Source organism: Cryobacterium suzukii, from assembly GCF_004403185.1.
Taxonomy (GTDB): Bacteria; Actinomycetota; Actinomycetes; order Actinomycetales; family Microbacteriaceae; genus Cryobacterium; species Cryobacterium suzukii.
In genome coordinates, this window is sequence record NZ_SOHJ01000004.1 from 209469 (window position 1) to 223093 (window position 13625).

The 13625-nt window shown below is 64.0% G+C and carries 12 protein-coding genes; 9 read left to right on the plus strand and 3 right to left on the minus strand.

Annotated features, from left to right (window positions below; translation table 11 throughout):
* Positions 1–193: 193 nt before the first annotated feature.
* Positions 194–889 carry a heme-binding beta-barrel domain-containing protein gene (locus E3T39_RS05390; protein WP_134513698.1) on the minus strand — a complete coding sequence of 232 codons (696 nt, stop codon included), beginning with the start codon at positions 887–889 and terminating at the stop codon, positions 194–196.
* 142 nt (positions 890–1031) lie between these two features.
* A complete protein-coding gene (locus tag E3T39_RS05395) occupies positions 1032–1283 on the minus strand; it encodes a hypothetical protein (protein ID WP_134513699.1) in 252 nt (83 codons plus the stop codon).
* A 72-nt stretch (positions 1284–1355) separates the two neighbouring features.
* Between E3T39_RS05395 and E3T39_RS05400 the strand changes: the two genes are divergently transcribed.
* The 8 genes from E3T39_RS05400 to pstB all read left to right on the plus strand — a co-directional run bounded on the left by E3T39_RS05400 (position 1356) and on the right by pstB (position 10547).
* Positions 1356–2048 carry a response regulator transcription factor gene (locus E3T39_RS05400; RefSeq protein WP_166784046.1) on the plus strand — a complete coding sequence of 231 codons (693 nt, stop codon included), beginning with the start codon at positions 1356–1358 and terminating at the stop codon, positions 2046–2048.
* Positions 2017–2889: a mycothiol synthase gene (gene mshD, locus E3T39_RS05405; protein ID WP_134513700.1), complete on the plus strand. Its 873-nt coding sequence runs from the start codon at positions 2017–2019 to the stop codon at positions 2887–2889. Before E3T39_RS05400 ends, mshD begins: the two co-directional genes overlap by 32 nt.
* A gap of 254 nt (positions 2890–3143) precedes the next feature.
* Positions 3144–5315, plus strand: a complete 2172-nt coding sequence (locus tag E3T39_RS05410; RefSeq protein ID WP_134513701.1) for an RNA degradosome polyphosphate kinase — start codon at positions 3144–3146, stop codon at positions 5313–5315.
* Positions 5315–6262 (plus strand): NUDIX hydrolase, encoded by a 948-nt coding sequence (locus E3T39_RS05415; RefSeq protein WP_255455917.1) that lies wholly within the window; start codon positions 5315–5317, stop codon positions 6260–6262. Before E3T39_RS05410 ends, E3T39_RS05415 begins: the two co-directional genes overlap by 1 nt.
* Positions 6263–6474: 212 nt before the next feature.
* Complete coding sequence (gene pstS, locus E3T39_RS05420) at positions 6475–7566, plus strand: phosphate ABC transporter substrate-binding protein PstS (RefSeq protein WP_134513702.1); 1092 nt, start codon at positions 6475–6477, stop codon at positions 7564–7566.
* Positions 7567–7710: 144 nt separating this feature from the next.
* Positions 7711–8652 (plus strand): phosphate ABC transporter permease subunit PstC, encoded by a 942-nt coding sequence (gene pstC / locus E3T39_RS05425; protein WP_134513703.1) that lies wholly within the window; start codon positions 7711–7713, stop codon positions 8650–8652.
* Positions 8652–9740, plus strand: a complete 1089-nt coding sequence (pstA, locus tag E3T39_RS05430) for a phosphate ABC transporter permease PstA (RefSeq protein ID WP_134513704.1) — start codon at positions 8652–8654, stop codon at positions 9738–9740. Before pstC ends, pstA begins: the two co-directional genes overlap by 1 nt.
* Positions 9741–9767: 27 nt before the next feature.
* Positions 9768–10547 (plus strand): phosphate ABC transporter ATP-binding protein PstB, encoded by a 780-nt coding sequence (pstB, locus tag E3T39_RS05435; RefSeq protein WP_104192028.1) that lies wholly within the window; start codon positions 9768–9770, stop codon positions 10545–10547.
* 182 nt (positions 10548–10729) lie between these two features.
* Here pstB and E3T39_RS05440 read toward each other — a convergent pair whose 3' ends face one another.
* Entirely contained in the window at positions 10730–12223 is a 1494-nt protein-coding gene (locus E3T39_RS05440; RefSeq protein ID WP_134513705.1) for an amidohydrolase, read from the minus strand.
* Positions 12224–12538: 315 nt separating this feature from the next.
* Here E3T39_RS05440 and E3T39_RS16095 point away from each other — a divergent pair, with 315 nt between their 5' ends.
* Positions 12539–12703 carry a hypothetical protein gene (locus E3T39_RS16095; protein ID WP_166784047.1) on the plus strand — a complete coding sequence of 55 codons (165 nt, stop codon included), beginning with the start codon at positions 12539–12541 and terminating at the stop codon, positions 12701–12703.
* Positions 12704–13625 lie beyond the last annotated feature (922 nt).

Sequence of the window (13625 nt, forward strand, 5' to 3'; positions counted from 1 at the left end):
CCCGGGTTGAGGGGCGGCGATCGTGCTTCGGTGCGTGGGTCTTACGTATCAACAGTACGACCGCGCGATTTATTCGGTGGCGGGGCGGGCGGGGCGCACTGCTCGCGCGACCGGGCCCACCTTATGAACCTGGGCCCAGTTTATAAACTGGGCCCAGGGACGGGGCCCAGGCCCCGTCCACAAAGAGAGGGGGCTATTGCACTCGGGCCAGGCGGCCGGAGGCGTGGGTGCGCAGGTCTTGGCCGAGGGCGGCGATGTCCCAGGCCCAGAGCAGGTGGTTGTCAACCAAACCGTACAGGCGGGTGGCGGCGGCGTAGGGCTTGGCTCCTGCGGTGCGGAGCACGGCGTCCGTTGCGAGATCGATGCGCGGACCCTTCACCTGGCCGAGGTAGAGCTCGGCGACACCACCGGGGTGCACGAGGGTGACCTCAATGTCGAAGCCGCCATCACGGTTGCGTAGCGTTTCGACAGCAGCAGCCGAGGTGAACGGACGCTCTCCGGTGCCGGGCAGCAGGCCAGGGCCCGGGTCGCCGTCACCCTGGTGACGGCTGAGCCGCCAGTATCCGGTTTCGGTGACCAACGGTGTTTTCTCGTCGGACATCATCTCGGGGGGCAGCGCGGCGACGGCATCCGTTTCGGCAGGAGCGTGCGAGCCAGCGGATGCGGCGGCATCCGTTTCGGCAGAAGCAACCGCAGGCTCTAGCCAGGTATAGGAGCTGTAGTTCAGGTGCGGCAGGCCGTCGTGGCTGAAGCTGATGCGGTGGCCGAACGTGCGGCTGACCGACTCCTCGCCGATTTTGTATTCGAGTACTCCAGAGCCTTCCCAGACCCCGATCAACCAGGAGAGTGGTACAAGTTCGGACGGCAAGCCGACCGGAAGGTCAATCATGGGTACTTACCGCTGCCCCCGGAACAGCTTGAACACGACCATGCCCGAAACCCAGGCGATCGACAAGCTGGCCAGTCCGAGAAGGCCCAGGAAGAAAAGTTCTAGCGCTAACAGATCCATGCTGCGAGTCTAGTGCGAGTGGTCAGATCGATACGACGATCGTGGCCACCACCAGAATGACGATGGCTCCGGTGATGCTCATGGTGACCCGTTTGACGTAGCCCTCTTTGGTGCGGGTGGCGATCTGCAGGCCCAGCGTGACGAGGGTACAGACGGCCAGGGTGAGGCCGATCCAGCTGATCGCGGACCCGTCGGTGGCGAGAATCGCAGTCAGAATTGCGCCCGCAATTGCCAGCACCCACACGGTCGCGATCGTTTTCCAGTGCCAGTTCACGTCTCTATTCTGCCTGAACGCCCGCGTTCCATGGCACGCTAGTATGAAATTCGAGATGCTTGGAGGGCGCGAGTGGCGCAGTTGTTGATCCTGACCTCGGCGGCCAACAATGACGTCCTCCCCGCCCTGGCATTGCTGTCGCACAGCGCGCGGATGATTCCGGCCCAGGCTGACCAGCTCATTAATGCGCCCGATTCGGATCTCCTCCTGGTCGACGCCCGCAGCAATCTCGCCGGTGCCAAGTCGCTCTGCCAGATTTTGCGCACCATGGGCAGTTCCACTCCCCTACTGCTCGTCATCACCGAGGGAGGGCTGGCCGCCGTCAGCCCCGACTGGGGCGTCGACGACGTCATTCTCGACACGGCCGGCCCGGCCGAAGTGGATGCCCGCATTCGCCTGACCGCCGGTCGCCTCGCCCGCACGGAGCCGTCAAACACGATTCGCGCCGCCGGGGTCGTCATCGACGAGGCGAGCTATTCTGCGAAGGTGCACGGCAAGCCGCTCGACCTCACCTATAAGGAATTCGAGTTGCTGCGGTTTTTGGCGGCGCATCCAAGCCGGGTGTTCACTCGAGAACAGCTGCTGAGCGAGGTCTGGGGTTACGACTACTTCGGCGGCACCCGCACGGTCGACGTGCACGTGCGGCGCCTGCGGGCGAAGCTCGGCGACCAGGAGTCGCTCATTGGTACGGTGCGCAACGTGGGCTACCGTTTCAATGTGCACGAAGAGAACGATGAGCGGGTTCCCCATTCTGTCCGCGCTTAGTACAGCGGATGCCGCTGGGCTGGCTACCTTTCACCAGGTCGCCGATTCCGCGCTGGCCTTCGACGGCTACGCGCCGTTCAACGAGCAGGCGCTGTATGACCTGCAGGCGGGCCGTCGCACCGCCTATCTGGTGCGAACGAACGAACTCGTCGTCGGGGCGTCGCTCACAGGGCAGGGCGAGATCGACCTCGTGATCAGCCCGGCCTATCGGCGGCGCGGGTTCGGGCGCGCAGCGGCGCGCGATCTCGCCGCGATCGAGCCGAACGGCGTGACCGCCTGGTCGCACGGCGATCATCCAGCCGCCCGGGCACTCGCGAACGAGCTTCACTTTGTCGCTGCGCGCACGTTGCTGGAGTTGCGCAGGCCGCTGCTCGACGAGGCTGCGGCATCCGCTCTACCCACTGGCGAAGATATTTCGGCGTTCCGGGTGGGGATTGACGAGCCGGAGTGGGTGGCGCTCAACGCGCTCGTGTTTGCAACGCACCCGGAACAGGGCGCCATCACCGAGGCCGACCTGGCGGCGCGGCAGGCGGAATCGTGGTTCAACGCGGACGACTTTCTGATTTTGCGCAACGCGGGGGGCCGCATGATCGGCTACAACTGGCTCAAGGTCGACGGGGCGATCGGCGAGATCTATGTGGTCGGGGTGCATCCGGATGCCGCTGGCCGCGGCCTCGGACGAGTGCTCATGCAGGCCGGCCTGCACCGCCTGGCCGAGGCTGATTGCACGACCGCTTCGCTCTATGTCGAGGCCGACAGCCTCGGCCCGGTGCACCTGTATCGGGCGCTCGGTTTTGTCGATCACACGGTTGACGTGCAGTACCGCCGGTTCACGGACTGAGAGCACCGTACCCGCCGCCGCGGGTGCATATCTCCTACATATTCTCCAACGCCGCCGTAAGTTCCGCATGATTCCGCGGACGGAAAAGTGGCGGCCCACAAATTGCAATAGTTATGCGCGCGACGCGGGGCCACCGCGGCGCGAGGTAACGCTTGGTACCCGACGCGGCGGAAAGTCAACAGCCCCGAGATTATTTCGCCAGACGTTCACCCCGATCGTCGCGGTGGCGTGACCAAGGGTGTCAGGATGGTCAGATGGACGGCGAAATCACCCAGGCAGACTCGGGACTCACAGACTACGACGACGATTTTGACCCACTCATCGAAAAACTGGACCCAGCGCTGCCCGACGACCGCTACCTCGACCGCGAACTGAGCTGGCTCGCCTTCAATCAGCGCGTACTCGAACTGGCCGAAGACGAAAGTCTGCCCGTGCTGGAGCGCACCAACTTTCTGGCCATCTTCGCCAGCAACCTCGACGAATTCTTCATGGTGCGTGTCGCCGGTCTGAAACGTCGCATTCTCACCGGGCTCGCGGTGCCGACCAACGTGGGTCGCGCCGCCCAGGACGTGCTCAGCGACATCTCGGCCACAGCCCACGCCCTGCAGGATCGCCACGCCCTCGCCTTCCAGAAACTCGTGCGCCCCGCCCTCGCCGAGGCCGGGATTGAAGTCGTCGACTGGCAGAGCCTCGATGACTCCGATCGTCGTTCGCTCCGTACCTATTTTTCTAACCAGATTTTTCCGGTACTGATGCCCCTCGCGGTTGATCCGGCGCATCCATTTCCTTATATTTCGGGCCTGTCGCTGAACCTGGCCGTGCGGGTGCGCAACTCCAAGACCGGCAAGCAGGAGTTCGCCCGGCTCAAGGTGCCACCCATGCTGCCGCGCTTCGTGCGGGTCGACCGCCGGGAGTCAGTCGACCGCATCCGCTATATCGCGCTGGAAGACCTGATCGCCAACCAGCTCGGCGATCTGTTTCCGGGCATGGAGATTTTGGAACACCACGTGTTTCGGGTCACCCGCAACGAAGACGTCGAGATTGACGAAGACGAAACCGAGAACCTGATCAAAGCGCTCGAGAAAGAGCTGCTGCGACGCCGGTTTGGCCCGCCCATTCGGCTGGAGATCACCGAGGACATGGACGAGGTCACCCTCGGCCTGCTCGTGCGCGAACTCGATGTGACCGAGCAGGAGGTCTATCACCTGCCAGCGCCGCTCGACCTCGGTGGCCTGTTCGACCTGCGCATCGACCGCCCGGACCTGCACTTCGCCAAGCACGTGCCGACCACGGCGGCCCAGCTGCTGCCGAGCGAGCCGAACGCCGAGCAGGATATCTTTGCAGCGGTCGCCAAACACGACGTGCTGCTTCATCACCCCTACGAGTCGTTCGCGACGAGCGTGCAGGCGTTTCTGGAGCAGGCCGCGGCCGACCCGAACGTGCTCGCCATCAAACAGACGCTGTACCGCACCTCGGGCGACAGCCCCATCGTCGAGGCACTCATCGCCGCCGCCGACAGCGGCAAGCAGGTTCTCGCGCTGGTCGAGATCAAGGCCCGCTTCGACGAACAGGCGAACATCACCTGGGCCCGCAAGCTCGAGAAGGCCGGCGTGCACGTGGTCTACGGCCTGGTCGGCCTGAAAACGCACTGCAAGCTCGCCCTCGTGGTGCGTTATGAGAAGGGCGTACTGCGGCATTACAGCCACGTCGGCACCGGAAACTACAACCCCAAGACCAGCCGCATCTACGAAGACCTCGGCCTTCTGACAGCGGATGCTCAGGTCGGCAAAGACCTCACCCGCCTGTTCAACGAGCTGTCGGGCTATGCCATCGAGAAGAAGTTCAAGCGCCTGCTGGTGGCTCCGCTGCACCTGCGGAAGGCTTTGCTCAAGCACATCGCGGTCGAGACCCACAACGCGCTCGAGGGCAAAACGAGCGGCATCCGAATCAAGGTCAACTCCATGGTCGACGAGGACATCATCGACGCGCTGTACCGGGCCAGCCAGGCCGGCGTACAGGTCGATGTCTGGGTGCGCGGCATTTGCAGCCTGCGCCCCGGCGTCGCGGGTATGAGCGAGAACATTCGGGTGCGGTCAATTCTGGGCCGGTATCTCGAACACTCCCGCATCTTCTCCTTTCACAGCCTCGGCGGCACCCAGGTGTACATCGGCAGCGCCGACATGATGCACCGCAACCTCGACCGCCGGGTCGAGGCGCTCGTTCGGCTGGTCGATCCTGAGCACCTGATCGAGATCGACGAACTGTTTGAACGAGCGATGGACCCGCGCACGTCAAGCTGGTGGCTCGACGAAACCGGCCAGTGGACCCGCCACGACGTCGACGAAAACGGCGTGCACTTGAGCGACATGCAGAACAAGCTGATGCAGCAAATCAGTGCGCGCAAGCGGCCGACCGGACGACGCTAGTGGCCGTCAAGGCTAACGACCCCGCCGTTTACGCCGCCGGCGCCGTGTGCTGGCGACTGATCGAGGGTCGCATGCAGGTGCTGCTGATCCACCGCACGGTGCACGGCGACGTGACCATTCCCAAGGGCAAGGTGGATCCGGGCGAAACGCTGCCCCGCACCGCAGTGCGCGAGGTCGAGGAGGAGACCGGGCTGGCCGTGGCCCTCGGAGTTCCGCTCGGGGTGTCGCACTACGACATGCCCGACGGCCGCACCAAGATCGTGCACTACTGGGCTGCCGAGATTACGCCCGATGCCATCGCGCGATCCACCTTTGTGCCGAACGGCGAGGTCGCCGCCATTGAATGGGTCACCATCAAGAAGGCGCGTACCTATCTGAGCTACCCGGCCGACGTCACCATTCTCGAGGCGTTCTCCGCTCTGGTCGATGCCGGTGTGACCCGCACGTTTGCGGTGATCGCGCTGCGGCACGGCAAGGCGGCGGCGCGCACCGGCACCGGGCCCGACGCGCGTCGTCCGCTGACCGCTCGCGGCGTGAAGCAGGCGGCGAGCCTGGTTGACACGATCACGGCGTGGCGCCCACTGCGCATTATTTCGAGCACGGCAACGCGATGTGTCACGACGGTGGCCCCGCTGGCTGCCGCCACGGGTATTCCGATCAAGCAGAGCGAGCTGATCAGCCAGGACGCACTCGAAAGCGGCGAAGCGGATGTTCGCACCGTCGTCGGCAAGCGCGTGCGGGCCCGTAAGACGGCCGTGCTCTGCAGCCACGGGCCGGTACTTCCGGAGATCATGCGCGAGATCGCGCTGGCGACCGGGAGTCAGACGTCGACGGCGCTGTTCGACGCCGCGGATCTGGATACCGGCGGGTTCTCCATCGTGCACCTGTCGTCGGAGAATCCGGCCGCTGGCATCCTCGCGATAGAGACGTACCCCGCGACGGCCTAGGCAGGACAGTTGCACAGCGACGCATCCGCTGATCATGTGTGCCGAGACCACCAGGATGGGGGCCACAGACTCGGCAAGCGTTATCTCTCGTTTACCTTCTGTTTACCATTAGGTCGGGCGATGGTTACTTCAAAAATCTAACCTCGTACACGGGCCAGCACCGGCTTGTATAAGCAATCACAGTCTTGTCAAAACCCTGAAAGGGAAAATACGTGAACTTCAAGCGTTTCGGCCGCCCCGCGGTCATCGCCATTGCCGCAGGCCTCGCTCTCTCGTCCTGTGCAGCAAACGAAGGCGCCGCCCCGGCGGCCGACGAAGCATCTGCCAGCACCCTTACCGGTACCCTCAACGGCGCCGGCGCCAGCTCGATGGATGCCGCCCAGCAGGCCTGGATCGCCGGCTTCCAGACGGCCAACACCGGCGTCACGATCAACTATGAGCCCTCCGGCTCCGGTGGTGGCCGCGAAGCCTTCATCGCCGGCGGTACCGACTTCGCCGGCAGCGACTCCTACATGAGCGCCGACGAACTCGCCGGCACCTTTGCCTCCTGCGCTCCCGACAGCAAGGCCGTCGACCTGCCGGTCTACATCTCCCCCATCGCCGTGATCTTCAACGTCGATGGCGTTGACGAACTCAACATGGACGCTGACACGCTCGCCAAGATCTTCTCTGGTGCAATCACCACCTGGGACGACGCGGCCATCGTTGCGCTGAACCCCGACGCAACGCTCCCTTCCGACATCATTCACGCCGTGCACCGCTCGGACGACTCGGGTACCACCAAGAACTTCACCGACTACCTCGGCCAGGCTGCACCCGACGCCTGGGCCGAAAAGGCCTCTGACACCTTCCCGTTCCCCGGCGAAGGCGCGAAGGGCACCTCCGGCGTCGTTGACGCTGTCACCAACGGCACGAACATGATCGGCTATGCCGACGCTTCGCAGGCCAAGGATCTCAGCACGGCCAAGCTCATGGTCGGCACCGATTTCGTGGCTTACACCCCCGAGGCCGCTGCCGAGGTTGTTGCCGGATCGCCCCTCGTGGCCGACCGCGCAGCCGATGACCTCGCGCTCGACCTGAACCGCAAGACCACCAACCCGGCGGAATACCCGCTGGTGCTGGTGAGCTACGCGATCGTCTGCAACGAGTACGCCGATGCTGCACAGGGCGAGCTCGTCAAGGCTTACATCGAGTACATCGCCAGCGCTGCAGGCCAGACTGTCGCTGAAGAGGCCGCTGGTGTCGCACCGTTGACCGACCAGCTCGAAGCCGACGTCGCCGCGGTTCTCGCGACCGTCAAGTAACAACTCCACACACCTGCCCGGTCTCTTCTCGCACACCTGCGAGGGCAGATCGGGCAGACTGGGGTGTACGGCCAGTTGCGTCCAGCCGCATGGCACCCCCGTTTCACATAATTTCACCAGCTCGACGCTACTTAGGAGACCGGCATGACCACCGCTGCCGCCACGACCATTAAGGCCAGGCAACGCCCCGGCGACCGCATCTTCTCGTCGGCCACCGTGATTTCCGGAAGCCTGATCCTCGCCGTGCTCGCCGCCGTGGCCATCTTTCTGCTCGTCGAGAGCCTGCCGGCCTTCGTCGCTGGGCCAGACGATTTCAACGGAGACATCACCAACTTCTGGTCCTACGTCGGCCCGCTCGTGTTCGGCACGATCTACTCGGCCGTTCTGGCGCTGCTCATGGCCGTGCCGGTCGCCATCGGCATTGCCCTGTTCATCTCGCACTTCGCCCCGCGCAAGCTCGCGCAGAGCCTCGGCTACCTGGTCGACCTGCTCGCCGCCGTTCCCTCAGTGGTGTTCGGCCTGTGGGGCATCGGCGTATTGGCCCCACTCGTGCAGCCGTTCTACACCACCATCGTGGACTGGTTCGGCTGGTTTCCGCCCCTTGCCGGCCCAGCCTCGGGCACCGGCCGCACCATTTTCACCGTGTCGATCGTGCTCGCCGTGATGATTCTGCCGATCATCACCGCCATCTGTCGGGAGATCTTTCTGCAGACCCCGCTGCTGCACGAAGAAGCAGCCCTGGCCCTCGGCGCCACCCGCTGGGAAATGATTCGAATGGCCGTGCTGCCATTCGGCCTGCCCGGCATCATCTCGGCTTCGATGCTCGGCCTCGGCCGTGCGCTCGGCGAGACCATGGCCGTGGCCATGGTGCTCTCCCCTAGCCCAGAAGTGATCTTCCAGCTGCTCACCGCACAGAACTCCAATACGATCGCCGCGAATATCGCGCTGAACTTTCCGGAGGCGCACGGCGTCGGCGTGAACATTCTGCTCGCGACCGGCCTCGTTTTGTTCGTCGTGACACTGCTCGTGAACATGCTGGCCCGGGTCATCATCAACAGCCGTAAGGCATTTTCGGGAGCCAACTGATGTCATCCGTTACGGAAGCCTCGCCGCTCACGAACTCGCTCACCGCGGGCAAGCTGCCCCGGCGCTCGGCGCTGTGGGTGCTGCTCGCCAGCTGGGCCGTGTCGGCCGCCGTCTTCGCGATGCTTTATCTTTCGGGAGCCGTGGACGGCTTCAACATTGTGGGCACAGTCGTGTTCGGTACCGTGCTGTATTGCGTGGCCATCTACGTGCTCTCGCGCCTGGTCGAGGGCTCGCGCAAGGCCAAGGACCGGTTAATGACCGCGCTGGTGACCGCGGCGTTCGTCATTGCCCTGCTGCCGCTCATCTCGATCATCTACACGACCGTCGTGAACGGGCTGCCCGCGTTTCTCACACCGACGTTCTTCACCTCCTCGCAGCGCAACGTGGTCGGCGCTGGCGGCGGCGTGCTGCACGCCGTCATCGGCACGCTTTTCGTGACCGGCATGGCGACGCTTATCTCGGTGCCGATCGGGCTCCTGGCCTCGATCTACCTCGTGGAATACGGTCGCGGACGGCTGGCCAAAGCCATTACCTTCTTCGTTGATGTAATGACCGGTATCCCCTCGATCGTCGCCGGCCTGTTCGCCTTCGCCCTGTTCGCGCTACTGTTCGACGACCCGGGGATCCGCTTTGGTTTCGGTGGAGCTATCGCGCTGTCGGTGCTGATGATTCCCGTGGTGGTGCGCTCGAGCGAAGAGATGCTCAAGCTCGTGCCGAACGAACTGCGCGAGGCCGCTTTTGCACTCGGGGTACCGAAGTGGCTGACCATTCTCAAGGTCGTGCTACCCACATCCATGGCCGGAATTGTGACCGGAGTCATGCTGTCTATCGCCCGCGTGATCGGCGAGACCGCCCCGCTGCTGATCATTGCCGGATTTACGGCCAGCATGAATTACGACCTGTTCAGCGAGCGGATGATGACCCTGCCGGTGTTCGTGTACACGCAGTACGCCAACCAGGGCGCCGACTCGCAGGCCTTCATCGACCGGGCCTGGGCCGGAGCGCTCACCTTGATTCTGATCGTAATGCTGCTCAACGGTCTCGCCCGTCTGATCGCCTACTGGTTCTCGCCCAAACTGGGCCGCTAATTTTTCATTCAGTATAGAAAGGGACCTATGTCCAAGCGCATCGAAGTCAACGACCTCAACGTGTACTACACCAATTTTCTGGCCGTCGAGGGCGTCTCGATCGTCATCGAGCCGCGCACGGTGACCGCGTTCATCGGGCCGAGCGGTTGCGGTAAGAGCACATTCATTCGCACTCTCAACCGCATGCACGAGGTCATCCCCGGCGCCCGCGTCGAGGGTGAAGTGCTCATCGACGGCAACAACCTGTACGGCCCGGGCGTTGACCCCGTGCTCGTGCGCCGTCAGGTCGGCATGGTCTTTCAGCGGCCGAACCCGTTTCCGACCATGTCTATTCAGGACAACGTGCTCGCCGGCGTCAAGCTCAACAACCGCCGCATGTCGAAAACGGATGCCGACGACCTCACCGAAAAGGCCCTCCGCGGCGCCAACCTCTGGAATGAGGTGAAGGATCGCCTGGCACGCCCCGGATCGGGGCTGTCGGGTGGGCAGCAGCAGCGACTCTGCATCGCCCGCGCCATTGCCGTCGAGCCCGACGTGATCCTGATGGACGAGCCGTGTTCGGCGCTCGACCCGATCTCGACGCTGGCCATCGAGGACCTCATCGAAGAGATGAAGCAGGAGTACACGATCGTGATCGTGACGCACAACATGCAGCAGGCTTCACGGGTGTCGGACCGTACGGCGTTCTTCAACATTGCGGGCACCGGCAAGCCGGGCAAACTCATCGAGTATGACGACACGACGACGATCTTCTCGAATCCGAGTGTTCAGGCCACAGAGGACTACGTGTCTGGACGGTTCGGGTAAGGATTTTTTAGGGCGAGCTGGGCATCCGCTCGCCGAGGTGTGAGTTTGCGTCGGCGAGACGTGAGTTGCAATCGATTTGATCGACTAAATGGACCGAAACTCACGGCTCGGCGAGGTCGTTGGGTCGAAACTCACGGCTCGGCAACGAGATCGCGCGGAAGCCACGTTGACTCGTGGCCGGGTCAGGGGGCCACGAGGGCGGCGCCGTGGGTAGCGCGGCCGGCGAGCAGCGTGGCGGCCACGGGCATCCGTTCAAAGACGGCATCGGAGACCTGAAGCGGGTCACCGTCGAGGATGGCAAGGTCGGCGACATCGCCGACGCGCAGGCGGGTGCGGCCGCGGGTTGACGCGGCGAGTGCCTGACTGCGGGTGATGACCTGATCGGGGCGCCAGGGTTCGCGGCCGTCGCTCCGAGCCCTGGACGACGCCGCGCTCATGGCGGTGAAGGGATCGAGGGGGGCGACGGGGGCGTCGGATCCGAACACGAGGGTGGCGCCCGCGTCGAGCAGCGAACGCAGGGCGAAGACGCGGTCGGCTCCGGCGGCCCAGTTGAGCTCGATGGCGTCGCGGTCGTCGAGGGCCTGCTCCGGCTGCACGCTCGCCGTGACGCCCAGGCGGGCAAAGCGGGCGAAATCCTGGCCCTGTACAAACTGAGCGTGCTCGATGCGGCCGGCCGGGCTGATGGGGGTGTCACGGCCGATTCTGCCGGCGCGCTCGAAGGCGTTGAGGGCGACGGTGTTGGCCGCGTCACCGATGGCGTGCACCGCGGGGAGGAGCCCGACTTCTCGCGCCTTCAACAGAATCTCGGCGAGCTCGTCTTCGCTCACGACGAGCACCCCGTGCCCGCCGAGCGGGTATTCGTCGACGCAGAAGGCCGTGCGGGTGTTCAGCGACCCGTCGATAAGCATCTTCAGCGGCCCCACGCGCAGCAGGCCGCGGGTGTCTGCGATGCGGTCGCCGGTGCGTATCCGCTCGGCGAGGGCGCGGTCAAGGTCGGCGAGGTAGACGCCGGCATCGATGCGGAGGGCGTCGAATCCGTTGGCGATGCGGCGCTGCCACGGGTCGAGGTTCCAGGTCATTTCAAAGTCAACGACGCCGACGACGCCGCGGGAGGCGGCGCGACTCCCGGCCTGGGCGGCCAGAACGTCGACTTCGGCGTCGGGCAGCTGGCCGAGTGCGATCGTGAGGTCGAACGCGGCCCGCTCCCTCAGCAAGCCGGACTCGTCGACGTGCACGTCGAAGCGAGCGGCGGCCGCGCTGTTGAGCCAGACGCAGTGCAGGTCATGGCTGATCAAGGCGGTCGGATGCCCCTGCGTCACCTCGTCGAGACCGCGCAACGTCGGCAGATCCGCCCAGATCGCATCGCGGAATCTGACTCCGATCAGCGGGGTCGGCCTCGCGGCTGTGGAGATCTGCGCGCGCACGATCTCGAGCGCCTCGCGGGCTGAGGAGGCAACGGAGAGGTCGAACCGGGCGCCGGCGAGCGCCCACTGGGTCATGTGCACGTGTTCATCCCAGAGGCCGGGGATGACGGTGCGGCCCTCGAGGTCGATGGATGGGGCATCCGTTTTGGTGTTTGGAGGCGCGATCTGCGTGATGATTCCGTCGGAAATATGCAGGTCGGAGAGGGTGGTTTCGCCGGGTTGTATGACGGAGCGCAGAACGAGGTCGGGCATGATTCGTCTTTCAATCAAGGGGCAAGATGCAACCCTACAGGCGGGCGTCGAAGTTGACACTTCGTCAAGAAAGCGCAGATAACTACGGCGAATATGGCCACGGTATGACCGTCAGAACCGATTTGCGGTTCTGCCTAATCGACCATGCTGACAGGAACTCGCCAATGCTAAACGAATTCTCCGCAATCACCGCACTCTGCGCAATCGCCGTCTTTGCGATCCCGGCCTCAGCATCCGCTGTTGACTATGTTCCCGGCGGCGATGTGAACGTGACGGAGTCGGGACACCCCCCACCCGGCCACAGTCACGGTGACGGTGACGGCCGAACCAGGCTCTTTTCCTGACGATTCCAACGCCGATCTCAGCATCTCCGGCGCCCTCGTCACCAGCCGGGGTACAGCGAAGTCTCCCGTGGGCACGTTGAACGGCGCCGGTGCGGTGAGCTTCACCGTCGCGCTTCCCGCCGCCGTTGGCTCTTAAACGGCCACCATCACCGGCGCCCAGACCGGTCGCGCCGGCTCGGCCGTCATCACCGTGGTCACTGCCGCGTCTACGAGCACCAACACACGACTCGCCGCCGCGGGATACGACGCCCCGACCACACTCATACGGACGCGAAAACTCCCCAAAACGGTCCCATGATTGGCACGCCGTTTACTCGGCCCGACTCACCCTCAGCGTCTTTCGCGTGCCACCCTGGGCGGTCTTCGGCGTGCAAATCGCCTGATTGGCCGGCATTTGCATACCCGGCAGCATTGTTCTCGACATCGGCGACATCGATAACGCTCACACCGCCCTCGAGTCCCTCGCGTCGACACCGTCATCATCACCGGCAGCGCAGACATCTTTCCCGAATGCTCCAACTCAGCTGCACCCCCGCATCCGGACCCGGCCCGTCGCCGAAAACTGGTCACTCGTCGGCGACCTCGTCATGCTCTGACGCACCAATAAAGACCCACGGGTTCGAGATCGTGCCTTCTATGCGGGTGCCTCGTTCACCGACCTTCATCTGGGTAGTCTTCGTGACCTGGAAGCGAAATCCGTTTATGCGAACGCTCAGGCGCTGGTCACGAAAATCGAAGCTGACACATCCGCCACAGGCAGCATGGTGCAGGTGCAGGTGCACCTTTCAACCTTGATTGATGGATTTCCGACCCTAACCAAATCCCCGGTAGCCGGCGGCGAAACCACCGTAGGTGCGCCGATCAGATGAGTGACGCACTCTGACCGGCGCGGAATACGGCTGCACCACAAATCGACCAGGCTCGTGAACACGAAGCAGCGGGAATGACGCCTTTCACTAATTAAGCGAAATTGGTCTACAGAGGCTAATCACCGATGGGGTTAGCGAATTGCCGCCGAATACTGTCCCTATTCGAAATTCTGAGTCTACAGTTTTGGA

Coding starts and splice junctions, on each gene's coding strand:
- E3T39_RS05390 (WP_134513698.1), bottom strand. CDS start 889: ATGATTGACCTTCCGGTCGGCTTGCCGTCCGAACTTGTACCACTCTCC.
- mshD (WP_134513700.1), top strand. CDS start 2,017: ATGAGCGGGTTCCCCATTCTGTCCGCGCTTAGTACAGCGGATGCCGCT.
- E3T39_RS05410 (WP_134513701.1), top strand. CDS start 3,144: ATGGACGGCGAAATCACCCAGGCAGACTCGGGACTCACAGACTACGAC.
- pstC (WP_134513703.1), top strand. CDS start 7,711: ATGACCACCGCTGCCGCCACGACCATTAAGGCCAGGCAACGCCCCGGC.
- pstA (WP_134513704.1), top strand. CDS start 8,652: ATGTCATCCGTTACGGAAGCCTCGCCGCTCACGAACTCGCTCACCGCG.
- pstB (WP_104192028.1), top strand. CDS start 9,768: ATGTCCAAGCGCATCGAAGTCAACGACCTCAACGTGTACTACACCAAT.
- E3T39_RS05440 (WP_134513705.1), bottom strand. CDS start 12,223: ATGCCCGACCTCGTTCTGCGCTCCGTCATACAACCCGGCGAAACCACC.